Source organism: Sporofaciens musculi (assembly GCF_009830285.1).
Taxonomy (GTDB): domain Bacteria; phylum Bacillota; class Clostridia; order Lachnospirales; family Lachnospiraceae; genus Sporofaciens; species Sporofaciens musculi.
In genome coordinates this window covers 219,736-242,199 of the sequence record NZ_WUQX01000001.1, presented here as the reverse complement: position 1 = coordinate 242,199, position 22,464 = coordinate 219,736, and the positions used below count along the sequence as shown (strand labels likewise).

The following is a 22,464-nucleotide window of genomic DNA, read 5'->3' as shown; positions in this document are numbered from 1 at the left end:
ATTTCTCCTTCCCAAGTTGTATATCCATATAATAAGAATTATGTTTCTATCTTTAATTGCTTAGTTGCAAAGGCCTCATATGTTTTTTGATCATCACAACGTATTTTAAGATAACGTCTGCCCCCATCTACGGATTCTGAAATAATTACATGTTCAAAATCTTCGATCGCTCCCACAAGAGTTATTTCAATACCTGCTGACGGGAAATATTTTTCTTTACGCTTTCTCTCTTTGATTACCGTCGGAACAGCATTGAATTGTGTATCAAATGTTTTTGTTATAGTTAAATCAAGTAATTTTTCTTTAATAGTATTAATGTTCAAACTTTCAGCATCCGGAATATAATTTCCAACCAAATCATCAATCATCTGAGTATAATTAATCTGTTGAGGTGTTTTCATTTTCTGTATCAAGGCATTACGCAAAATTAGGTAATCACGTTCTGACTGTTTACGCACATTCTTTCTCAAAATGGTTTGAACTGCCTCAAATACTTCCCGCGTATTTGTTTCATCTGACTTTTTTTCTTGCAACTCAAGAAATTTTTCTGTCCAATATTTTGAATCATTATTCCGGTATATTTTGATATCATCTTCTGATAAATCGCCCGTTACTTCTAATGGGATAATCGCAGATTTCCAGACTGATTTCTTATCTCCGGGAAATCCAAACTTCTTTTCCAAACTTTCACCCTCATACCATTCCGAATGCTCCACTTTAGCAACAACAAAAATAAGTTTGTCAGTATCCGTTCTGAATAAAGTTTGAATCAGGCTACCTCTTTGAATTGTAATTCGCATTTTTTCAATCAATTGCTGGACAGCTTGCTCTTCTCTTAATAGTTTCAAAGCTATACTATTGGAAAATTCCAGTGTTGTATCTGTATCTTCTGTATCCTTCTGAGTTTCACTTAGACATTCTTTCGTAATCCTTTGAATGCAGTTAAGAACCTCAGTGTTTTTATCAATCATTTTATAACGTTTGATACTTTTGTTTTGAAGAGAATATAGAAGAAACTCTATCATAAATTCATCAAAATCTTCTGGAATTGGTATTACTCGGATAACATTTTCGGGAACATTAATATTATGAAATGATTTAAACAGTATATTCATTTGAATCTTCCTCCTATGTAAAATCTAATACAGTCAATCTCTTTGTATCTAATTCCCTACAGGAGGGCTACAAAGAAATTTATTCTTGAAGCTTGACACGCTCTTTGAGTATGACAAACATGTTATTAAAATGCGTGAAAATGTCTATAATTATCAGTTACTATTGGTTTAGAATGCTATCAACAAATTTTGACTAACACCAATTTTTTCAATTCATCATTTTAACTATAACTTTACTTCAAAATCATCTGTTTAATATGTTGCGGTATGGATGTAAAATCCGCCTTTCTACAGTCTGCAGAAATTAGCATTTTAATAACATCTTCCTGAGTATATCCTTTTATATTCCTTAATTTAACACCCTCCATATTTGCGTTATTTAATAAAGCATATTTTATATTTCCTTTCTTCCTTTTACCTAGCACACCTCTAAAAATAGTATTTTTAATAATTGTATTTTTAAATTCGCATTACTTAAATTAGCTCCTATTAAATTTGCACCAGTCAGATTTGCTTGTTCTAAATTGACTCCTCGCATATCAGCCCCCTGCAAATTAGCTTCTCTCAAATCTGCTTTATAAAAATCTACATTCGCCATATTTGCATACGATAAATTGGCATATTTAAGATTAGCTCTTTTAAGACTTGCATCTTCTAAATTTGCTCTTATTAAGTTTGCATCACTAAAATTCGTCTCATCAAATACTGCCTCCGTCGCCAATATATCATTTAAAATGGCGTATGACAAATTTGATTTTTCAATAATGCATCCTTGTAATTTCGCATAAGAAAAATTACTTTTTTCTAAAGACACACGACTCAATTTAGCTCCCCACATATCAATGTTCTCCAAATTGCAATTATTTAAGTTAGAAGATATAATCTCTATGCTTTTTAGTATCGCCGACTTAATATCTGCATAAACCATACATACTCTATTTAATACTGCTTTGGAAAAATCAGTGCCTGTAAAGTCACAATTTTCAAAATTACAGTTTTTGAATCTTTGATCACAAAAATTTGTCGTTCTAAATTTTACTCTGCTAAAATTTCCTTTAATTGTATTTGTTCCATAAAATAAAGCGCTCCCCAAATTTGCATCTTCCAATTCTATATTCCGAAATACACAATCGTAAAATTCTATGTCCTGAAAATCGACCCTTTTTAGACTCGTATTAATAAATTTACATTTATGGAGATTCAGAATTTTTAATAACACACTCATCTAAATTTGCTTTTGTAAAATTGTCACTTAAAAAGATACACTGATGAAATGTCACACCCCATAAATTTGCTTCAACAAACTGAGTAGATTTCAGGTTTGTTTTCTGTAGTTCTGCGTTCATCAAATTTGCATTATTAAAATTTGTTCTATTTGCATCAACTTGATACATATGAATTTTTCTGAAATTGCCCCTCATGCATTTAGCTGATTTCAGACTACTCTCATTGATAACAGCATCGCTGAAATCCGCTCTAATTAAATTTGTTTTATAATAATTGCATCGAAACAAATCTGCTTTACTAAAATCAGTGCCACTTATATCTATATCCTGGAGATTAATTTCTGAAAAAGTTGTTTATTAATGCTTAATAATTCATTAATAAGTATGCGGAAAAATTTCACTTTAGAGCCCAATTTAAATTCATTATTTATAAGCATTGTAATATAATTTTCATTTGCATTCGTATAATTATATATTTTTTTATGCAATACCCACAAATTATAAGACTCATTTATCGGTTTCTCTATGCATTCGCTATCAATTTTCGTTGTAACTCTATCTGGATAGCAAAAACCATTTATTAACATATCAGAAAACACAACTGGAAATACTCTCTGTGGAAAATCACTGCACTCACGTTTTATCCAAATGAGAGTTTTTATGTTAGATTTTTTTCACTTCTTATATTTGATTCCAAAATTCAATAACCTTTTCATTCAAAAAATTGCTAGAGAACAATTCATAATAAATAATATTCATCTGTTCTATATCATCGGTATTTAATTTGTCTGGCTTTAGTTTTTTATATGCCTCATTCAGCGTATTACTTATCTTTTCATATACAAAAAAATCTTTTATATAATTATGTACAAAGGCCAGTCCCCCACCATTTTCACTCCTTTTATAATAAGTATGTAATGCATAATTATTCCTTAGCAAACGCCTTAATTCGATTCTTGCCTCCGAAAAACTATTATTGTGTATTACGCCAATTTCTTTCATTCTTTCCAAATCATTATTTGAAATTTCAAATTATTAATCACTATTTCTATTTCGTTCCAAGAAATATCTAGTTTATTATGGGTAAACATAAAAAAGCAATTTCACGTGTTATATCAAAAATAAAATCCACTAGAATTTCAGATGGATGAGCAATTCGATCATAATTTTTTTTTGCTGTTTCTATACCAAATATTTTAAAATAAATATCCCAAAGTTCATAGGAAGTTCCGAGTTCTATATTATTATGCACAATTAAATATAGGGTAAATGGTGTGCTTATAATTACATTAATATCTTCTTTCTGACTGTTTACAATGTCATTTTTTATTCCTTTTCTGACTCGTAATCCTTTCTGTTCTGCCATGTGAATCCATTCCAGCTTTTTTTCTTTGGAAAGAAGTTTTATTTTGATAATAATTTTGCAAAATGTAATTTTACTCCAGTCATTATCCTCAACCAAATAATCTGGCCTGGAAGTCACTATAAGATGGCAGTTGCATTTATACTGACTCATAATGTGATACAATTTGTTAAAATACGTGCTTTTGTTCTCATTTTGAATATTATCTATCATAGATAATTCATCAAATCCTTCCAAGATTAGAACCGTCCCATTCATTTCTATCATAAATTCTTCAAACGATGGACAGATACCTAAATACTCATAAAAATCCATCCATGGATTTAGCAGGTTTATCCTCTTTCCACTTGGGACTAAATCTCTTAAACATATTATGTACAGTTTAATTCCTGCAAGAATTTTTCCTTCCTGAACATCATGGGCCACTTTAGAAATAAAAGTTGTTTTTCCAATACCAGCATGTCCCTCAATAAAAAGTACTGGCAACGTATTTTGGTTTGATTTCCCATCATCATTGGCAAATATTTCAACATACTCTGTTAAATCCAAATTTGGGTCGTCTAATTTTTCTACTTCTGATAAAAAAATTTCATATTCAGGACTAATATACAAATCCATTAGCTTTATTTGCGGTTCATCCTCCTCCTGCAAAAACATCACACTTGTATAATTTTTAATATATGAATCTATGACAGAAGCAGCATTTTCTTTCTTTTCTACATCATTATATTTATCATTTGTAAATCCACTAAAATATTTATCATAAATACCATAATCCTGTATTTCCTGAATTAATGCCTGGCCACACAAACATGAGATCTCTACATTAGGCATTCTTTTGTTCATTTTAGTTTTCCATTTACACCACCATATATTTTCCTCAAAGGTCATGTCCTGAGGAAACATAAGTGTCCATGAAGAAACCTCATAGTCTTCACTGCTCATTATTGTACTAAATGATTCCCGAATTTGATTTTGTTGGGATTTTCCCACACCATTTTGGAAATATTTGCACTGATAAATATGAATTGGTTCAACCCCGATATGATTCACATAAATATCAATACCGTGGTCTCCCATGAAAGGTCTTACTTTTTTTACGTTGCTTTCTTTTCCGTATTTTTTTCGAACTAACTCAAAGCAGACATTTTCAAAAGCTTTCCAAGCGCCTCCTACCCCTCCATGTATTCTTTCAAAATTATCCCAATCTAATATTGCCATATCTTCTTCCTCTATAACATAAACTTCTATTACAATCACATGGGTGTTTTGTTTTGATTATACTTCATATAATGTAAATAGTAAATACCTACTCTGTTTAAAAACAGAATAGGTTACTGTCTTCTAGAAAACTATGAAAGCGGAAGATGTTATGTCCTCCGCTTCCCATCCATCATCTTACAAAAAACAACCGCCGCCACCGTACTCATCGCCGTCGCCACAATCCCCGGCTCCACGATCGCCGCCGGGTTTACGCTCCCGTACTGGCTTCGGTAGGCAATCACATTTACCGGGATCAACTGTAGCGATGAAATATTAATAATCAGAAACGTACACATCTCATTGCTTGCAATCCCCTGCCGCCTCACAGGCCCAGGAATCCGTCCCGCCCTCCGTTCCTCCTTCAACTTCCCGAGTTCCTCCATGGCCTTCAACCCCCCTTGTGTCAAGTTAATGACACGGTTTTTTTTATATTTTTTTGAACCGTGGAATTGTTTGTCGAATCGAAAAAACTTTCCAGTTCATCTTTAAATTTAAAGACAATTTCCACCTGCCCATTTCCATAGACATAAATAGCGGAGACAAGCTGCTCCACGATTTCCTTTGTTAATTCTGACAAGTTCTCTTTTCCCTCCAATAAAGAGAGAATACCAGATCTATCTACATCTGTTTCCTCATCATCCCTTGCATACTGCCCAAGCTGCTGCTGATATGCCTCTAACATCCTCAAATTCTTCTGACGTTGTTCCTGGAATTTACAACGGTCAATTTCTTCCTTTTTATACTGTTCATACAGGATAAAGTTCTCATTCTTGCACGTTTGGATTTTATTCCGGAGAAATTCCTGCTCTTTTGCTGTTTTTTCTTTTTGCTGTTTCGCCACATCCCGGTAAAGCCTGGACAATTCTTTCCGGTCAGCGAACAACGCCGCCTGCCTGCAAATTGCCTCTCTGACAATCTCCATCAGCTCTGTTTCTTTCACATTCTCCGAGCAGCATCCGGAATCCTTAATCTCATAGTAATGCCTACAGTAATAAGAAGCGTTCCGCCTGTTCCGACGGATCATATGGTGCCTGCAGCCGCCGCATTTTACAATTCCCTTGATAGGAGAATCCTTGTCCCCTCTTTTTCGTTTCTCTCCTTCACAGTATACCACGGAATCATACTTTTTTTGTTCCTTGATCTGATACTGTGCAATCCTTTTTTTTCAGCCCCTTCATAAGATATGGCAGAATCTTTTTCTGGTTTCTTTTTTTCTAAATAATTGCCAGCTTTAAAATTTTTACTATTTATCCATTCAAACTGCTTATTGGGAATAATTCCTTCATGCGTATTCTCACAGGTTTCCCATTCAGCTTGCGGCAGACACCTTGTCCTTTTAGAACCGACCTCAATCACTTCCTTTTTGTGAAAAACGGTATTCCCGATATAAATGGGATTTTTCAATATCCGTCCTATAATAGAGCCGTTCCAGAATTTTTTCTCCTGCTCATATTTCCAGTGTTTTGCAATGCCTTTTTTCTTTGCGTACTCTTGTGGCGTTGCGATATTCTTTTCATTCAGATGCCTTGCCACTTCCGCTTTTACGCCGCATTCCTCATATAAACGAAAAATCAGCCTTACTACATCAGCCGCTTCTTCATCTATTACAATCCTATTATGATCCTCCGGTGACTTCTTATAGCCATATGGTGCGAAAGTTGCCATATACTTTCCACGCATCCTTTTATGGAAGAGATCACTTTTAATCTTTATAGAGTTTTCTTCGCTAAAATAGTCATACATCAGGTTTTCAAAAGCGACATCCATATCCGGTGTTGTTCCCATATAATCTGCGCTGTCAAAATGGTTGTTCACGGCAATAAACCTTACATCTAACAGGGGGAATATTTTTTCAATGTAATTTCCCACTTCAATATGGTTTCTCCCGAAGCGTGAAAAGTCTTTGACCAATATTCCATAAATTTTGCCGGATTTTACTTCTTCCAGGAGCCGTCCAATACCAGGACGCTCAAAATTCTTACCGCTGTACCCATCATCCACATATTCCACAATCCTATAATGGGATAGTTCCGGCATCCGCTCTATATATCTACGGAGTATATACCTCTGATTTGTAATGCTGTTACTTTCATCCACGACTTCATCATCTTCTTTTGAAAGCCTCATATATAACGCTATAATCATAGAATCATTTCCCTCCCTCCGTCCATTTTTCTAACATAGCAAAGCAATCCTGATAGCTTAACCGTATATCAATCCGTTTGTCCTGGAATACTTCCACCCGTTCAATACAGCAATGAACCATAGCCTCTGTCAGCCGGGTTTCACCATCCAGTGCCATCCATGCAGAAAACATTTTCTTAATGGATGTTCTTTTTTTTCTGATTTTCGTTTCTTCTGTTTCTAATTCCTTTGCCTGCATATCACAGGACTTCTTTTGGCCTGTATAAGTTTTCCGAAATTCCTGAAATTCATCAACGGTTAATCTCCCCTCAGTGTATCTGGCATATTGCTCCAGATATTCTTGTTCAAGCAGAGCTTTTCGATTTGTAATCCGCTGTTTTTCATGTTCGATATGCCGTAACTTACCTTCAAATGAAAATTGTACGTCGTTCTCAATTTGCTTCTTTAATCCTTTTATCAGTAGTAACTGCTCCTGGATGGTACAGTAGAGGATTTCACACAATGCCTGTTCTTCTATATATCTGGAATCACAGCAGTCTGAAATTTTTCTGTGGGTACTGCAGCGGTACACTTTATATTGCTCTGTTTTTTCATTTACTTTACGGTATTCCACGGCTCTTACCATAACGGCTTTGCAACTGCCGCAAAACACTTTATTCTCCAGTACATCGGCCTCAAATACTTTAGATTTTGCAATCACATCAGAATGCATCCGATAAGCGGCAAATTCTTCTTTTATCTGTGCTAATCTGTTTTGGACAGACAGGAAAGTATCTTTATCCACAATCGGAGAATGATTCCCTGTAAGCAGTATTTGTTCTTCGTCCGGAACTTTTGCCGATTTCTTTCCCTCGCAAAAGCTCTGCTGCGTCTTATGCCGCAAGACATCCCCCATATAAACGGGATTCTTTAAAATCCGGTTTATGGTAGATGACTGCCAGATTTTCAACGTATCTTCCGGACTCTTAAAAATTCTTCCTGTCTGGCGATATTGTGACGGTGTTAATACGTTGTTCTGGTAAAGCTGCCTGCAAAGCTCATATTGGGACATTCCCTGTCTGTATCGCTTAAAAATCTGCCTTACAATCTCTGCTGCCGGTTCGTCAATACAATAGTTTTCGTTCGATTCATCCATCTTATATCCATAAGGGATAGTTGATGAACGGTAAAACATCCTTTTTTCCTGCTTAATTTGAAAGGTACTGCCAACTTTTTTTGAAATATCCCTTGCATACATTTCATGCATCAGATTTTTTAACGAAATCAGCAATAGTTCTTTATCGCATCCTGCATCACAGCTATCGTATCTGTCCACAATGGAAATAAAGCGCACTCCCAAAAACGGGAACACCTTTTCAATGTAATTTCCGGCTTCGATATACTCCCTCCCGAAGCGTGATAAGTCTTTTACGATCACACAATTTATTTCTTTCCGTTTCAGATCATCAATCATTCTCGTAAATGCCGGGCGATCAAAGCTGGTTCCGGATTTTCCGTCATCAATATATTCTTTTACAATAGATACATCCTTATTTTTTTCTGCGTACTCTTTTGCAAGTTTCCGTTGGTTTTCCAACGAATCACTTCCCGTATAGTCGCTGTCCACAGATAACCTCAGATAGTTCCCCGCAAGAAAAATCTCTTTGGATCGTGCTGTGGGTGGCTGTGCTTTCAAATACCTGTTTGCGGTTCTTGCCACGATCCATTCACCCCCTGTCTTGCAGGCTCTGACAGATTCTCTGCAATCCGGCAGGCAGTCTTATATTTATCATTATATTTAAAAATGATTTCTATCCGGCAATCTTCATGTATGATGATTTTTTCAACGAGTAAAAGCAAAATAGTCCTGTCCAGTTCATCTATGTTCCTGTTACTGGCAAATTTCCGAATCCACTCATTAGAAAGCAGTCCATTCTGGAAAATGGTTTCTATTTCCTGCCGGAGCGCTTGAATCGACTTCTCAATCGTTTCTGCACGTTCTGAATAGATTTGTGAGAATTGTATGTATTCTTCTTTAGAAATCATGCCGTCAAACAAATCCTTGTGCAATGTAAGCTCCATTTTTTTACATTTGTTCAGTTCATCGTATTTTGCAAGAATCTCCGTATCGTTTGCTATCACATCTTCACATTGAATTTCCATAGAATCCGTCATTTGCAAAATCTGATCCAATTCTGCAATCTGCTCTATATGCCTCTTTATAGAATCCAGCACGATTTCCTTCAATGTACTTTCTTCAATGCTGTGTCTGGTACAGCCTTTCCCTTTATTATAGGTAGAGCAAATGTAGTATACATAGGAACTGTGTTTGTACTTATTTTGCCTTCTTACCATACTGCGGTTACATTCACCGCAAAATAGCAGCCCAGAAAAAAGATATAAATTTTTCTTCGCAGGAGCGGTGCGTGTATCACGGCATAACAGGCGTTCCACATTTTCATAATCTGTGCGGCTTATGATGGGTTCGTGGCTGCCTTCTATAACAGCCCACTCGCTTTCAGGCTTTTCTACAACCTTGTCAAGTTTATAGTTCACCTTCTCACGCTTGCCTTGCTCCAGAACCCCTATGTAAATTTTATTTTTCAAAATCCGGGTGACAGTCACTGCCGTCCATTGTGCCTTAGAATTTTTTTGAAACCCGGATTTATAATTGATTCCCATAAGCCTCTTATATTCAGAGGGTGGAATCACGCCTAACTGATTGAGCTTATCTGCAATCGCTCCGGCATTCATGCCATCCAATTTCCATGCGAAAATCCGTTTTACTATATCCGCCGAGTATTCATCCGGTTCAATCCGATTTTTGTCGTTCTCTGCCTTTTTATAGCCATATGCCACATATGCCCCTACATAAAGACCATTTTCACGCATCACTTCCTGATGGCTCCGTACTTTGCCGGATATATCCCGGCTGTAATTATCGTTTACAAAATTTTTTACCGGAATCAGTAAATTCATATCGCTCTGTGAAGCTGTCAGGCTGTCAAAGTGATCCAGTACAGAAACGAAACGGACATTTAATGACGGAAAAATCTTTTTCACATAGCGCCCGGATTCGATATAGTCCCTGCCAAGTCGGGATAAGTCCTTTACGATCACCATGTTTATTTTTCCTTCATAAATGTCATTCCGCATACGGCGAAACGCAGGCCTTTCGAAATTCAAGCCTGTAAATCCATCATCAATATAAATATCGAACAGGGTAACGTCCGGCATAGATTTTAACTCTTTCAGTATCAATGCCTTTTGATTGGCAATGCTGTTGCTCTCGGATTTCTCTGTTTTAAGCGACAAATCTTCATCTTCCTTTGATAAACGAAGATATACAGCAGCCATATAAGATTTGAATAAATTATTTTTTTCCATAAATATTCTCCTAATTTTATAGTGCTGAAATGACCATAAAATCAGGTTTCCACATATGGATTTAGTCCTGATTTTATTCTATCATACGCCTGCCTGTTTGTCCATAAGGATTCAAAAATCACACTGAATTAGCTGTTTTTAAAACTAATTCCTTTAAGCGGTCTGTCAGGGTTACTTCCGTATTCTCAAATCCAATCTTAACGATGAAATCACCATATTTGTAACAGTAGGGATTCTTAATCTGGCTTACAAAATCATTGATTTGCCGTTCCTGATTCAGAAACCGATTTATGCTCACATCTTTGACATCAACTAAATCTGCCCGGTTTACTTTTGTCACATCAATTCTTTTCATTTCTTCTACATTCAAAATAAACACGCCCTTTCCAGCTTGTTCCTTTATCAATATATTTTGTTCTGCTTGTCTTATATGTGCATTTTTATGCCTAAAACAAATCCTGCAGACGGCTGTGGGGAAACAGCGCCATTTGCCATAACTTACGGAAAAGACTGCCAGTGGCAGATTTTCCATAAAAATTGCAATCTTTTCAGACCGGAGCAGCTTACCTCCGGAAGTATCATTGTCAGAAACAGCATCATCGCCGCAAAGTCCCTGTCCCTCTGCCAGTAATCAAATAGTTATCGCTCGTATCTTTACTTCAATGTCCGAATCAACATTCCTTCGTTTCCAATACCCGCCACTTTACGACATCGTGTCGCAAAGTGACAGGTACAGATAGTCATGGCGTATTCATTAAATAGCTCAACTGCTTCGTACATCCTGCAGGATTCACCATATGAAATTGTCAAGGTGCGTATGAAAAACGAATATCAGGTTGACAGAAAGGGATGCCTGCCTGCTTCGTTTATCGTATCAACTTAAAATTCAATATTGTCATGAGCAGCTTTGTCTGTAAACGCTGGCGCAGTGTTTCATCCACACAATAATGAACATTTCCGAATTTGTCTTTCATCCTCCGTACAGATAAACTTGTGATATATCCTTCATAATGGTTCAACACTTTATGAATTGCCAGGATATCGCCTTCCGTAGCTGCCTTAATGACACAAAAAGGCAGCAATCTTGCATCTTCATTATTTTTTCTTTTTGTTTTCATTGTCATTGCTACGTTCCTCCATCATTTGTTTTAACAATTCAAGCGAGCGTTTCCTATGCTCATTTACCGTACTCCTGTCCAGGTTCAGCTTCCTTGCAATATCGGCATCGCTTAGCCCCTGGAAATACGACAGCATGATTACATCACGTTTTCTTTCCGTCAGTGCATTTAACGCTTCCGCAAGCAACATGTCCTTTAGCCGGATGTCATAGCCTAATGCCTGAAAATCGAAATACTCCGAATCATACTCGTCGATAACAGAAAGGCTTTCTAATTCTCTTTCTGATAATTCAGAGAGAATCACTTCATGCTTACTAAGATAGTCTATATGCCTTGTATAATCTACCAGTTCACCTTTTAATGCCAGCTTGCATTTCCGGTCAAACTGGTGTCTGACAGTTTCCTCATCCAAGGAAGAAGGTTGCTTCATAGAGTTCACCTCCTTCCCGGCCAACAGGATCAGAGCAAAGGACCTTTTTCCCTTTCACTCCTATCCCGTATGAGTGATGCCCAATGTTGGGGTATGGAAGAAAATTTTCAAAAAATTTTCTTTATATAAAAACGCCCATATGAGCCGAAACCCATTGGACGTTTTAACTATGAAAATTGCCTATTTTTAACAGGCTTTTCTTCTTTTCTTCTAAAATAAAATGCGGAAACGATAGAATCTATCATCTCCGCATATCCTTACACTTTTCAATTTTATATTTTGCTGCACCAATATATAAGGAAACAAACACCACCAGAACAGTCAATGCAGTAAGCGATACAATTCCATGTTTCCCGGCTAATGTACAGCACCCCGCAAATATAAGAATGCCGCCAATAATCTTTATGGTCACGTTCCTGCAATGACATTTTTCATCATCGTCCAATTCCCAGTTTTTACTTTCTACAGGTGAAATTTTTACTACCAGTGCTCCACATATTAAAATAATAAACCATGCCCCAATGATTGGCAGTTTATATATACAGGAAATGGCCATCACTGCTGTCTGCACGGTAACAGAACACAGAAAGCATGCAAAAAAGCTATTCAAATGCACTCCACCCGCATAAGTTCGCAGCAAAATAAAAATGGAAGTAAACACCATAAACTCAGAAACCATATGCAGATATATTGCTATAACCAAACAGGTAATGAAACAGCAGAGCATTTCCAGACCGATTTGAAAGCCATATTGATATACCGCATATAATTCTTCTGGAACCGCACCGGCTTTAATGACGTATCTCGTCAATCTTTCCGATAACTGCTTCATTATTTAGTGTTCTTCATTTTCTTTAATGCTTCCGGCATCTTTGGCTGATGAAAGATGTAGCAGCACTTACTGTCTGCAGACATTTTCCCCAGTTTGAGTGATGCATTTGCCAACATGTTCGCCGTCTGATTTTTCAAATTTTTAGTGTTCATATTATAAATCTCCTTTCTTTTGTTTACAGTAATACTTTACCACAAAAAGTCCTATAAATTTGCTTCTTGTAAAAAAATCGAGTATTCATGTAACTTTTTCTATAAAACAACTCCCCATAGCCGAAACAGCAGCAATGATATATTTCAATCATCACTGCTGTTTTTCTGATCACTGTGTTTTAAATACCAATTCCATAAAGCAAGCTCATCAATTTTCTTTCTATACTTCTGTATATCATCTGTTTTTTCTAAATAATCATATGCCCCAGCATTCAATATTGAAAATATGTCTTGTGGGTTTCCTTCTTCTATCAATGCAAGAATCGGGATTGTATGTCCCAACCTTCCTTTCACCTTAATAATAGATTCAAATGTCCCATCTTTCGTCATTTTTTTATCAAAGTGCATTATAATGATATCTGAATGCGGATACTGATTTTCTTTCAACAAATCATATGTACACCATGACAGCTTGTATTCCCCTAATGTTATTGCATTTGTGACTTCAAACACTTTCCTACTGTTGCTAAATAATAATACCTGTTCCATACAGCACCACTTTCATCTTATTCCACTGAATCTTATCTTGCTATTTTATCATCATACACTCATCTCCATTTATATGATGTAATAATATCGACTGTTCATGTAATTATTTCTGTTCGCCATATAATACAACTTTTACTTTAAACTCTCCCTGTATAGAATCTTCAATTACTACTGTTCCATGATATTTAGCTACCGCTCGATTCACGGATAACAAACCAATGCCATGGTTTTCCGCATCTTGTTTTGTCGATTTTAGTACATTACCTTTTGCTTTTATAAGTTTCCCAGAATAGCTGTTTACCATAAACAATAGCAAATTCTTTTTATCATATTTCATATGAAGCCTTATATACTTCTCACCCTCCGCTTTCTTTGCCCCTTCCACAGCATTTTCAAGTAAATTACCAAGAATCAAACATAAGTCAGCACCTTTAAAGGGCATCTTCATAGGAATACTGACATCTACGGAAAAATCTATTCTCGCCTTTTGTGCCATTGTGTACCAATATCCAACCAGGGAATCTATCACAATGTTTCCACTGTTTGTAATTGTAGATGTAGTAATTGCTCCCTCTTCCATTATTTCATGGACAAAACTTATAATTTTATCGCACTCCCCATTCTCTGCATGTGCAAGTATTGACACCAGATTATTTTTCATATTATGCTTTACATCACGTAATTGCAATATGGAAATTTCCCGTTCCTGCAGATGTCGCTCGCACAACTCCAATTGTTGCTCATAGGTGGATGTCATCCGTCTCAGTCGCAAGTCATCTGCCAGTTTCATATAAATGTAAAAAATCAAAACATTCATACACAGCAACATGATAGCGGTAATTGCCGAATTGAAATTTGCCCGATTACTGTTTACTTTATAGCAAAGCGTGAAGATATTATTCATAATGAAAATGCTTCCTGTTGGAATTAAAACAAGCATTAAACTGTATTTAACTGACAAATCTTTAATATCATCGTTCATAAATACCCTTTTTAAAGAGATAATCACAAATAGGAACAACAACTTTGAGGCAAATGAACCCACCCTTTCCATTTCCCGAAGCTCTGTTAGTTGCTTACAGTAAATCAGAAGCAGATCACCACTTAATATTTCTATCAGCATCCAAATTGCATTAAAAGATACCGCAAAAATACATTTCTTCCAGAATTGCCCATCATATATAACCAGTGCTGCAAACATTGTTACTATTGTAGTAATTCCAATATTTACGTAGACAGGTAACATGCTATTATTTGGCACAACAAGCTGCCATGCCAAAAACACAGCAGACCCCATTATCAATGATATTTTTTCGTTCCCTATTTCAAAAAATATATCGAAATAACTATAAAACAAGTAGAGTGAAAATCCTGAGAGCAAAATATCTATTCCAAACAGCAATATTCTATTTATCAACATAGAATGTGTCCTCCATTGAACAATACTGTTCGCTAATCATCCTTCTCCTGTCTTCACTGATTGAAAGCTTTTTCCCATTATCCATTATCACAAAATCATAAGCCTGCCCTTTCACATGTTTGTAATTTACAAGGAACGATTGATGAACACGTAAAAATGAGTTTTTACATGTTTTCAATCTATTCTCAATCTCATTTAATTTTCCATACAACTCAAATGTTGCATCTTCCGTTACAATAAATACCTTCCTTTTATTACTTTCGAAATACAGGATATCCCGAATAGGCACTTTATAGTTTATTCGTTGGTAGCTGTACCGAAAATAAAATTCTCCATTATTTATGTCATCATAAGCAGCCTTAAAACATGTTTCCATTTGTCGATCATTTACTGGTTTTACCAGAAACTGAAACGGACGTACTTCGAAGGATTCCTTCATATGATTTTCATGGCTGGTAACATAAATAATCAGGACATTTTTATCATATAGCCTGATTCTTTTGGCCGCTGAAATCCCATCTTCCTTATCCATCTCTATATCCAGATAAATGATATCGAAGCAGGCTCCCTCTGTAACTGCATCCACCAGGCTTTCTCCACACCAAAACACCTCTATATCCGTATCCACAAAATTCTTCTTCGCAATTTTCTGTATTATCCTCTCCATTTTACCAGTAGTTTGGATGTCATCATCACAGACCGCTATATTCAGCATTTTTATCAACTCTCTTCTGTTTTCTGTTTTCTACATTTTATTTTCCTTTTTTTACTTGCCTTTTTAACTGCTTGCATCACCGACCATACCACTTCCCGGTCATATTGATCTAAATCTTTATATACCTCAATCAAATCAAAATATTCATCTAACGTTTTATTCACTCTCATCTGTCCCTGTAAATCCCTTTTTACATCTGAAGTTCCTAGCAGATAATCTGTTGTTACATTAAAATACATCGCAATCTTTTTAAGAATATCCACTTTAATAAGTGTAATATCCCTTTCATATTTACTAAGCATCTGCTGTGTTATCCCTAATTCTGCCGCTAAAGTTTCCTGTATTATACCTCTTTTTTCTCGAAGCTGTTTGATACGACTTTCCATATTTGATTACCTCTTAACAACACTATATTTCTATGATACGTTATTTATTGTGCTTCGATACAAATAATAGAAGTAATCAATTACGTCAATCATAAAGATAAGCAGTGCTGATGCACTGCTCATTCCTTACTCATGTAACCATATAAATTGCGTTTCTCCAGAATAAATGTTCTGATAAATAATATCTGCCATTTCGTCCTCCGAGGCTCCGCTGTTCTTTTCGCCTATCGTTCTCCCCACTTCATTGTTATGTAAATCCATGTCCTTGTGTGCTACCTTTGGATACCCATCAGATTCATTCCCTGTAACATCTTTATCTTCATGTGCCGTAGCAAACATTTCTGCTTTTTCTTTTCCAATCAGAACTGCCATTTCCGCATTCCAGATCCCATGGCGAAATGCATCGCTTCTATCTCCCAGTCCATTTGACCCAAATTTTGCTTCTGTCTGAGAAGTAGCAATGTTTTTGGCCGTATTTACTTTCAGGGCATCAAAGGGATAGCGAATACATAATTTCTTTTCTGAATCTGTAAGTGCATTCCAGATGTCTGCAATTCCTCTTTCACGTCCTTGATGCTGTTCGTCCATAATCTCTAAGATTATCTCCTCTGTATACTCCGGATGTGCAGTTTTGATACTCTGTATTTCCGCAATCATCTGCTCAAACTCACTTTGCTCTACCCCGATCAGATTGCTAACTCTATAATTGTTCTCACTTGCCAGTGCCGTCGTTGAAGAAATCATTGTCAATGTCAGGAGCAAGCCAAATAATTTCAATATCTTTTTCATATGTACAACAACTCCATTTCTTTTATCATGTCTTATTAACTCAACACATCAATTATGTTCGTATAAAGACTTCCATTCTGAACGTCTTTTAATGAAAATACTTTTTCCTTGATGTTGGATCTCACATATTTCAATGCCTGCTGATATTTTTCATCATCCACATAATAAGTCTGCAAACCATCCTTGTAATCCATCGTCGTTGCATCAATATCATTATGGGACAAAACGACAAATATATTTTCAATTCCATGTTTGTATAAATTTGCCAATTGTAACTTTAAATTTGTCACATCGACAAAAGTATTTACACACATGACGGCCACATCTATGTTTGCCGCAGAAAAATAGGCATCTGCCAATTTCCCAAAATTGTATGTATTCAAATTGTTTACCTGACCGATTGCACCACCAATGTTAATGAGCCATGCATCCATATTTTCATTTACTTCCGTCAGGTACATATATTTATTTATAGAATAAACGACATCCGGGAATTTCAATTCTATTGGATAGTTGAAAGTTTCCATATCATACAACAATCCTATCGGATTATTAGAAACCGCTTTAATGTCTAACCCGTCTTTTTTTAATCTGCTTAGCAGTTCAATCTGCACATCAGCCTTGTTTAATCCGCTGCACAATCCAGCAACCGCAATGACAGGTCTTTCTAAAACTGTCATTTCCGATGCCTTGTACTTATCGTAATCATACAGGTAACTGTTGTCATTTTTTCCAAGGAAATTTCCAATACAAACAATCCGATAATCCTTATACTTTTCTTTGATTGCTGATGGGAACTGTAAATCATAATATAACGAACTCAGCAACATTATCACATCAAAATCCGCAGTTTCACTATCATCAGCAAACGTATAAAAACCGTCTCTTTCATAATCATAATACGCTACGATATTTTTATGCAGCATATTTGTTTTAATTCTACTTGCCGCAGTTTCTGGAAAAAGCACAACAGCCGTCTTATTATTTGACAGGATATTCTTTATTTCGCTTTCCCCCATCGTATTGTCACCCTGAATGCTATCAGTATCATGAAGCTTAATATTGTACTTTTTCAACAATACCTTATACTTATCATTTAACGGTGCATCTCCAAGCGTAACGCAAAAATAGCCACATGCCCTTGCACAAGCCATACTCGAAGATCCAAAATCGAACTCTACTCCATTTTCTGTAATGATATAATCTTTCATAGACACAGTAACAGTGGAGAGTCCAACTGTTCTTATTTTTTCCGTCTGATTCTGATCCACATTTACACAAATCACATTGTTAAAATCTGCCGGGAACGAAATCGTATTCTTGTGCGATGCGGCAGATAAAACCACGATGTTGTTTTGTGCAGCTTTTTCACATATGTCATACAGTTCCTGCGAATATGCAGTTAAACCCAGACTAATGTTAATCATGTCAACCCGTTCCTCAATGGCTTTTTCTATTGCCACAATCATGGGCAATACCTGCAGTGACCCTGATGCATCTGATATATTCAGATCTAAAATCTGTGTGTTCATGTTCCTTGCATTCGCCATAATTTCCTTAAAACACCGTGTACCATGTTCTTCTTCTGGCTCTTTATATTTCTCTACCATTTCTCCGTTATTTAACGAAAAATGCCGGACTTCCATTCCATTTTCAACGGCTTTTTTAGAAACTCCAATATCAATCAATGCAATCTTCATTTTCATCCTCCTCGTATCTAAATTAGTGATATATTGGATATATAATTAACCAACTCTCTATCCTCACAAATCTGGTCAAGATAATATCCCAACTCATTTTCTACATTTTTTCGAGACTGTTCACAATATTCATTTCCTGGCTTCAAAACATCCATAAAACAAATATTACAGAATCTGGCAGCCCAACAATGTTTGCATTTGCCTAAGCATTTTACAGTCTCATCAACAAGCCGTTTAATCTTTTTCATATCAATACCCATATAAACATCTCCGATTTCAAAAAGCTCCTCTTTTTCATCCACCTTCTCACATACGATGATTTTCCCATCTGTGGTAATAAAGTTTTTTCTCACACCGGGGATGCAAAAACCACCTGGAAGAATGATATTGCTGATTTCTGATGTATTAAACGCATTATAATATTTTTTCATATTCATCAACATATTTCTGTAAGCAAAGTCATAAACTTTCGCATCAAATGGCTCATCTTTTCTTTCCTCATCATCCCTCTTATCCCTTACCTGCTTAAAATATTCCGTTTCAAACAAATCTACCAGCGTCACATCTGATTTCCACAGATTATCCAGAGACTCAAAGAGTTTCTCACTGGCTCCATTATACAGAACCACGTTATAGTTAACACTTTCCTTAAAATATTTAGGATAGCTTCTGCAAAGCTCCTGAATATTCTGATACGCTTTATCATAACTGGCTTTACCACTTCCATCGACACGGTATTTGTTCTGCTCCTTTTCCGGTCCATCAAGGCTAATGGTTATCTGAATATCATTATCAATCAAGAATGCAACTACCTCATCATTGAGTAGCGTTGCATTTGTCGTAATATTATAGGTAGGCTGTCTGAATGGATATCTTTCTTTCACATAGGCAATGCATTCTTTTATAAGGTCTAACCGAAGTAGGGGTTCTCCGCCATAAAAACCAATATTACACACATCACTTTCCTGTGAATTTTTCATAAGAAAATCTATCGCCATAAATGCAATCTCTCTTGACATTTCCTTCAAATGATAGTCATGATCCAAATACTTCGGCATATATCCACAATATTTGCATCTTAAATTACACTGTTCAGTAAGTGCCAAAGTAACACTTTTTACTTTATTGCTAAACATTCCTTTTAATTCATCTTCACTAAAAGGATATTTTATTTCAAATTCACATGGCTTTTTTATATCTCTAAAATTGTTATCATGTAAAAATTCCACATAACTGTTGTCATCTAACAAATCATTTTCCGAATTAATCGTAGCAAATTTGTTGTTTAATGCATCATAGACGTACAAATGATTGTCCGCCTTAATTACTTTTGATAAATACATTTTTTCTCCTTCTCATTATCGGGGTATTGATTATTTATATAGTCTGCTATTAGATGGTTTTTTATTTTCAGATTTTATATCTGATATGTACCGGCTTTAGAGATTACAAGAACATTCCTACATATCCCTTGCTATATGCTGATACAGGCTTACCTGAGCATCCACAGTGGCAATCCAAGGTTTTCACCGTTGAATTATTCGCCTTGTTAATCTTCTTCAAATTAACTCTTTTAATGGTCATGATTTCACCTCCTTACAAATTGCATTTAATACCCAAAAGATATTTTCCTGCGTGATTTCTAATTATTCGCGAAATTCTTCAAATAGCCCAATGTAAAAGCTGTAACGGCTTTACCCTCGCAGCCACAATGGCATGCCAATGTCTTTACTGTTGATGCATTTGCCGTATTAACTTTCTTCAAATTTGGTCTTTTATTGCTCATTTCAAATCACCTCTACTAAAATAAATTTCTACATATCTTGTTATAATTTTGCTTAAAGGAAACTTCCTAAATATCCTTTCGTAACAGCCTGCAAAACTCTTCCTCCACAAGTGCAATGACAATCCAGAGTTCTTACTGTTGAACTGTTGGTCTTATTGACCTTTTTCAGATTAACTTTCTTATCCTGCATATTTTCACTTCCTTTCCTACATCATCTATATAGCAGACCATATAAATAATCAATAACCCGTTTTTATCTTTTTCTACTCGACAGACATGGAATAACTGTCCGATTGTATTTTATACATGGAATAAAATTCCTTCTTCACTTTAATAAGTTCTTCAAAGCTTCCTTCTTCTACAAGATTTCCGTTTTCTAACAGAATGATTTTATTTGATAATTTTGTAATATACATTCTATGAGAAATAATTATCGTCGATTTTAACTCACTTATATTTTTGAATGTATCAAACATTTTCACCTCTGATTTAGGATCCAGTGCAGCCGTCGGTTCGTCCAAAACCAACACCTGAGCATCCGAATAAACAGCCCTTGAAATGGCTATTTTCTGCCATTGTCCTCCAGATGGCTCTATTGCATCATTGAAAAACATTTTACTTAAATTTGTTTCATATCCATCCTTGTAGTTTTCAATAAATGTATCCGCACCTGTTAATTTAGCAGCTTCTGCTATCCCCTCATCATTTTGTATATTATCTATATTTCCAAAACCAATACAATTGTGGACGCTATCAGAAAATTTCACATAATCTTGGAACAATACACCGTAAAATTTTCGTATCTCATTGATATCATATGCTTTTAGATCTATGCCATCCAATAATATGCGCCCCTCTGTCGGGTCATAAATTCTTAGCAACAGTTTAACAAAAGTAGATTTTCCACTTCCATTTTCACCTACAAGACAAACTGTTTCACTTGTATTGAAGCTCACACTAATGTTTTTCAATACATAGTTGTCAGAACCTGTATATTTAAAGCTCACATTTTCAAAACAAATATCATGTATCGATTTTTCCGTGATTTTCAAATCGCTGTTTTCTATCAAATTTGGCTCTTCCATATAATCAAATATGTAATTGATAAACATCATACTTTTACTGTTTGATGCTATCTGATCCGATAACGCCAGTAAATCAGTAGCAAGCGTCATAATTGCTGTAATCAACAAATAAAATTCTGATACTGATATCGTTCCTGCAATCGTTTTATGGATCAGCCATACGCCAACTAAGATAGCTCCTATCATAGAAATCAAACTGGTTATCAATGACACTGTAATTTCTTTTGCAGCAATTTTTGTATTTCCATTTATAAAATCCCGGAACAGTTCTTCTCTTTGGTCTCTAATATAATCATATAATCTGTACCCTCTAACCTCATTCGTGTATTCAGGTTCCGTCAGTAATTCCAGATAATACATAATCCTTCGCAGTTGCATTGTTCTTTCATTGTAAAATCGGAATGTCAATCCCTGATATTTTCTCTTAAAAACAATGATTGGAATTGTGAAAATAACAATAACCAAAAACGCTATTATATTATGTTTCGCTATAATAATCGTATATCCTATAAGACTTATTACATTAGCAACAGTACCAAATAGGCTTTCCATTAAATTCAGCGGCTCAGAGCCGCATCTATTCAAAGTATTTGAATGCAAATCCAAAAATTCAGGATTATCAATTCTTTCCTGTTTGATACTTTGGAACTTATCCGCGACTAAATTTTCAATATTATGGGATAGTTTTAATCCCGCCACAGCACATATGACTGTCTTTATGCTTTCAGTAGCATATGATATTACAACAAGAAGAAACATCACTATAAATGCACCTATTACTTTCACATATACTGTCTGAGAATCATTTCCAATATTCTGTCCCAATTTTTCAATCAATTCTGCCGTCAGATAAGTAATGAGTACCGGACTAATACCAGCAATCGCCATTGACCCTATTGAAAGAAAAAATACACTTGGTCCTGCTTTGAAAATTTCTTTAAAAACGAATCCTAATTTCTTAATATAATCTTTTACAACTTTCATGCTCTCACCTGCTTTTTTGATAGTTCAATTATACCATTAC

General features: G+C 35.6%; 26 protein-coding genes and 2 pseudogenes. 1 reads left to right on the top strand and 27 read right to left on the bottom strand.

Translation table 11 applies throughout. The features are described 5' to 3' along the window. Positions 1-38: 38 nt before the first annotated feature. From GN277_RS01180 to GN277_RS01130, 12 genes and pseudogenes are all read right to left on the bottom strand, one after another. Positions 39-1,115, bottom strand: a complete 1,077-nt coding sequence (locus GN277_RS01180) for a nucleoid-associated protein (RefSeq protein WP_159749137.1) — start codon at positions 1,113-1,115, stop codon at positions 39-41. Positions 1,116-1,533: 418 nt separating this feature from the next. Further along, positions 1,534-2,223, bottom strand: a complete 690-nt coding sequence (locus tag GN277_RS01175) for a pentapeptide repeat-containing protein (RefSeq protein WP_456300602.1) — start codon at positions 2,221-2,223, stop codon at positions 1,534-1,536. Positions 2,224-2,256: 33 nt separating this feature from the next. Further along, positions 2,257-2,340, bottom strand: a pseudogene (locus GN277_RS32535) (hypothetical protein); the annotation flags it as partial. Then, the gene (locus tag GN277_RS01170) at positions 2,306-2,680 is read right to left on the bottom strand and encodes a pentapeptide repeat-containing protein (RefSeq protein WP_280178633.1); all 375 of its coding nucleotides are present in this window, start codon (positions 2,678-2,680) and stop codon (positions 2,306-2,308) included. The pseudogene GN277_RS32535 and the gene GN277_RS01170, both read right to left, overlap by 35 nt. 342 nt (positions 2,681-3,022) lie before the next feature. Next, the gene (locus tag GN277_RS01165) at positions 3,023-3,343 is read right to left on the bottom strand and encodes a hypothetical protein (protein ID WP_159749131.1); all 321 of its coding nucleotides are present in this window, start codon (positions 3,341-3,343) and stop codon (positions 3,023-3,025) included. 67 nt (positions 3,344-3,410) lie between these two features. Next, positions 3,411-4,964: an NACHT domain-containing protein gene (locus tag GN277_RS01160; protein ID WP_159749129.1), complete on the bottom strand. Its 1,554-nt coding sequence runs from the start codon at positions 4,962-4,964 to the stop codon at positions 3,411-3,413. 110 nt (positions 4,965-5,074) lie between these two features. Next, positions 5,075-5,371: pseudogene (locus tag GN277_RS01155) on the bottom strand (nucleoside recognition protein); the annotation flags it as partial. After that, positions 5,371-5,991 carry a hypothetical protein gene (locus tag GN277_RS01150; RefSeq protein WP_159749127.1) on the bottom strand — a complete coding sequence of 207 codons (621 nt, stop codon included), beginning with the start codon at positions 5,989-5,991 and terminating at the stop codon, positions 5,371-5,373. The gene GN277_RS01150 and the pseudogene GN277_RS01155, both read right to left, overlap by 1 nt. A 23-nt stretch (positions 5,992-6,014) precedes the next feature. Then, positions 6,015-7,112: a recombinase family protein gene (locus tag GN277_RS01145; RefSeq protein WP_159749125.1), complete on the bottom strand. Its 1,098-nt coding sequence runs from the start codon at positions 7,110-7,112 to the stop codon at positions 6,015-6,017. Between the two features lie 4 nt (positions 7,113-7,116). Continuing rightward, complete coding sequence (locus tag GN277_RS01140) at positions 7,117-8,811, bottom strand: recombinase family protein (RefSeq protein ID WP_159749123.1); 1,695 nt, start codon at positions 8,809-8,811, stop codon at positions 7,117-7,119. After that, the gene (locus GN277_RS01135) at positions 8,784-10,478 is read right to left on the bottom strand and encodes a recombinase family protein (RefSeq protein WP_159749121.1); all 1,695 of its coding nucleotides are present in this window, start codon (positions 10,476-10,478) and stop codon (positions 8,784-8,786) included. The genes GN277_RS01140 and GN277_RS01135 overlap by 28 nt, the downstream gene beginning before the upstream one ends. A 118-nt stretch (positions 10,479-10,596) precedes the next feature. Next, positions 10,597-10,884 (bottom strand): DUF6870 family protein, encoded by a 288-nt coding sequence (locus tag GN277_RS01130; RefSeq protein WP_244324546.1) that lies wholly within the window; start codon positions 10,882-10,884, stop codon positions 10,597-10,599. Between the two features lie 36 nt (positions 10,885-10,920). Here GN277_RS01130 and GN277_RS01125 point away from each other — a divergent pair, with 36 nt between their 5' ends. Beyond that, positions 10,921-11,109: a hypothetical protein gene (locus GN277_RS01125; protein WP_159749118.1), complete on the top strand. Its 189-nt coding sequence runs from the start codon at positions 10,921-10,923 to the stop codon at positions 11,107-11,109. A 235-nt stretch (positions 11,110-11,344) separates the two neighbouring features. Here the strand turns inward: GN277_RS01125 and GN277_RS01120 are convergent, their stop codons facing one another. From GN277_RS01120 to GN277_RS01060, 15 genes are all read right to left on the bottom strand, one after another. After that, positions 11,345-11,596 (bottom strand): helix-turn-helix domain-containing protein, encoded by a 252-nt coding sequence (locus GN277_RS01120; RefSeq protein WP_159756257.1) that lies wholly within the window; start codon positions 11,594-11,596, stop codon positions 11,345-11,347. Further along, entirely contained in the window at positions 11,574-12,026 is a 453-nt protein-coding gene (locus GN277_RS01115) for an RNA polymerase sigma factor (protein ID WP_159749115.1), read from the bottom strand. The genes GN277_RS01120 and GN277_RS01115 overlap by 23 nt, the downstream gene beginning before the upstream one ends. Positions 12,027-12,267: 241 nt before the next feature. Continuing rightward, positions 12,268-12,858 carry an accessory gene regulator ArgB-like protein gene (locus GN277_RS01110; protein ID WP_159749113.1) on the bottom strand — a complete coding sequence of 197 codons (591 nt, stop codon included), beginning with the start codon at positions 12,856-12,858 and terminating at the stop codon, positions 12,268-12,270. Beyond that, positions 12,858-13,010, bottom strand: a complete 153-nt coding sequence (locus GN277_RS01105) for a cyclic lactone autoinducer peptide (protein ID WP_159749112.1) — start codon at positions 13,008-13,010, stop codon at positions 12,858-12,860. Before GN277_RS01105 ends, GN277_RS01110 begins: the two co-directional genes overlap by 1 nt. Before the next feature lie 144 nt (positions 13,011-13,154). Then, positions 13,155-13,559 carry a PleD family two-component system response regulator gene (locus GN277_RS01100; protein ID WP_159749110.1) on the bottom strand — a complete coding sequence of 135 codons (405 nt, stop codon included), beginning with the start codon at positions 13,557-13,559 and terminating at the stop codon, positions 13,155-13,157. Positions 13,560-13,662: 103 nt separating this feature from the next. After that, on the bottom strand, positions 13,663-14,979 hold the full coding sequence (locus tag GN277_RS01095) for a sensor histidine kinase (protein WP_159749108.1): 1,317 nt from the start codon (positions 14,977-14,979) through the stop codon (positions 13,663-13,665). Further along, on the bottom strand, positions 14,966-15,694 hold the full coding sequence (locus GN277_RS01090; protein ID WP_159749106.1) for a LytR/AlgR family response regulator transcription factor: 729 nt from the start codon (positions 15,692-15,694) through the stop codon (positions 14,966-14,968). The genes GN277_RS01095 and GN277_RS01090 overlap by 14 nt, the downstream gene beginning before the upstream one ends. Positions 15,695-15,699: 5 nt before the next feature. Next, entirely contained in the window at positions 15,700-16,080 is a 381-nt protein-coding gene (locus GN277_RS01085; protein WP_159749104.1) for a helix-turn-helix domain-containing protein, read from the bottom strand. 126 nt (positions 16,081-16,206) lie between these two features. Then, entirely contained in the window at positions 16,207-16,869 is a 663-nt protein-coding gene (locus tag GN277_RS01080) for a DUF6973 domain-containing protein (RefSeq protein WP_159749102.1), read from the bottom strand. A 35-nt stretch (positions 16,870-16,904) separates the two neighbouring features. Further along, entirely contained in the window at positions 16,905-18,569 is a 1,665-nt protein-coding gene (locus tag GN277_RS01075) for a S8 family serine peptidase (RefSeq protein WP_159749100.1), read from the bottom strand. A 17-nt stretch (positions 18,570-18,586) separates the two neighbouring features. Next, positions 18,587-19,912 carry a lachnocin radical SAM maturase gene (locus GN277_RS01070; protein ID WP_159749099.1) on the bottom strand — a complete coding sequence of 442 codons (1,326 nt, stop codon included), beginning with the start codon at positions 19,910-19,912 and terminating at the stop codon, positions 18,587-18,589. A gap of 103 nt (positions 19,913-20,015) precedes the next feature. Next, positions 20,016-20,153 (bottom strand): lachnocin family radical SAM-modified peptide, encoded by a 138-nt coding sequence (locus GN277_RS01065; protein ID WP_159749098.1) that lies wholly within the window; start codon positions 20,151-20,153, stop codon positions 20,016-20,018. Positions 20,154-20,211: 58 nt separating this feature from the next. After that, positions 20,212-20,355 carry a lachnocin family radical SAM-modified peptide gene (locus GN277_RS32305; protein ID WP_408641649.1) on the bottom strand — a complete coding sequence of 48 codons (144 nt, stop codon included), beginning with the start codon at positions 20,353-20,355 and terminating at the stop codon, positions 20,212-20,214. 52 nt (positions 20,356-20,407) lie between these two features. After that, entirely contained in the window at positions 20,408-20,545 is a 138-nt protein-coding gene (locus tag GN277_RS32300) for a lachnocin family radical SAM-modified peptide (protein ID WP_204162685.1), read from the bottom strand. Between the two features lie 73 nt (positions 20,546-20,618). Next, complete coding sequence (locus GN277_RS01060) at positions 20,619-22,424, bottom strand: ABC transporter ATP-binding protein (RefSeq protein ID WP_159749097.1); 1,806 nt, start codon at positions 22,422-22,424, stop codon at positions 20,619-20,621. Positions 22,425-22,464: the final 40 nt, after the last annotated feature.

Excerpts from the sequence above, each read along its gene's own strand:
- GN277_RS01180 (WP_159749137.1), bottom strand. The coding sequence starts at position 1,115 with ATGAATATACTGTTTAAATCATTTCATAATATTAATGTTCCCGAAAAT.
- GN277_RS01165 (WP_159749131.1), bottom strand. The coding sequence starts at position 3,343 with ATGAAAGAAATTGGCGTAATACACAATAATAGTTTTTCGGAGGCAAGA.
- GN277_RS01150 (WP_159749127.1), bottom strand. The coding sequence starts at position 5,991 with ATGATCCGTCGGAACAGGCGGAACGCTTCTTATTACTGTAGGCATTAC.
- GN277_RS01145 (WP_159749125.1), bottom strand. The coding sequence starts at position 7,112 with ATGATTATAGCGTTATATATGAGGCTTTCAAAAGAAGATGATGAAGTC.
- GN277_RS01135 (WP_159749121.1), bottom strand. The coding sequence starts at position 10,478 with ATGGAAAAAAATAATTTATTCAAATCTTATATGGCTGCTGTATATCTT.
- GN277_RS01125 (WP_159749118.1), top strand. The coding sequence starts at position 10,921 with ATGCCTAAAACAAATCCTGCAGACGGCTGTGGGGAAACAGCGCCATTT.
- GN277_RS01120 (WP_159756257.1), bottom strand. The coding sequence starts at position 11,596 with ATGAAAACAAAAAGAAAAAATAATGAAGATGCAAGATTGCTGCCTTTT.
- GN277_RS01115 (WP_159749115.1), bottom strand. The coding sequence starts at position 12,026 with ATGAAGCAACCTTCTTCCTTGGATGAGGAAACTGTCAGACACCAGTTT.
- GN277_RS01110 (WP_159749113.1), bottom strand. The coding sequence starts at position 12,858 with ATGAAGCAGTTATCGGAAAGATTGACGAGATACGTCATTAAAGCCGGT.
- GN277_RS01105 (WP_159749112.1), bottom strand. The coding sequence starts at position 13,010 with ATGAACACTAAAAATTTGAAAAATCAGACGGCGAACATGTTGGCAAAT.
- GN277_RS01100 (WP_159749110.1), bottom strand. The coding sequence starts at position 13,559 with ATGGAACAGGTATTATTATTTAGCAACAGTAGGAAAGTGTTTGAAGTC.
- GN277_RS01095 (WP_159749108.1), bottom strand. The coding sequence starts at position 14,979 with ATGTTGATAAATAGAATATTGCTGTTTGGAATAGATATTTTGCTCTCA.
- GN277_RS01090 (WP_159749106.1), bottom strand. The coding sequence starts at position 15,694 with ATGCTGAATATAGCGGTCTGTGATGATGACATCCAAACTACTGGTAAA.
- GN277_RS01085 (WP_159749104.1), bottom strand. The coding sequence starts at position 16,080 with ATGGAAAGTCGTATCAAACAGCTTCGAGAAAAAAGAGGTATAATACAG.
- GN277_RS01080 (WP_159749102.1), bottom strand. The coding sequence starts at position 16,869 with ATGAAAAAGATATTGAAATTATTTGGCTTGCTCCTGACATTGACAATG.
- GN277_RS01075 (WP_159749100.1), bottom strand. The coding sequence starts at position 18,569 with ATGAAGATTGCATTGATTGATATTGGAGTTTCTAAAAAAGCCGTTGAA.
- GN277_RS01070 (WP_159749099.1), bottom strand. The coding sequence starts at position 19,912 with ATGTATTTATCAAAAGTAATTAAGGCGGACAATCATTTGTACGTCTAT.
- GN277_RS01065 (WP_159749098.1), bottom strand. The coding sequence starts at position 20,153 with ATGACCATTAAAAGAGTTAATTTGAAGAAGATTAACAAGGCGAATAAT.
- GN277_RS32305 (WP_408641649.1), bottom strand. The coding sequence starts at position 20,355 with ATGAGCAATAAAAGACCAAATTTGAAGAAAGTTAATACGGCAAATGCA.
- GN277_RS32300 (WP_204162685.1), bottom strand. The coding sequence starts at position 20,545 with ATGCAGGATAAGAAAGTTAATCTGAAAAAGGTCAATAAGACCAACAGT.
- GN277_RS01060 (WP_159749097.1), bottom strand. The coding sequence starts at position 22,424 with ATGAAAGTTGTAAAAGATTATATTAAGAAATTAGGATTCGTTTTTAAA.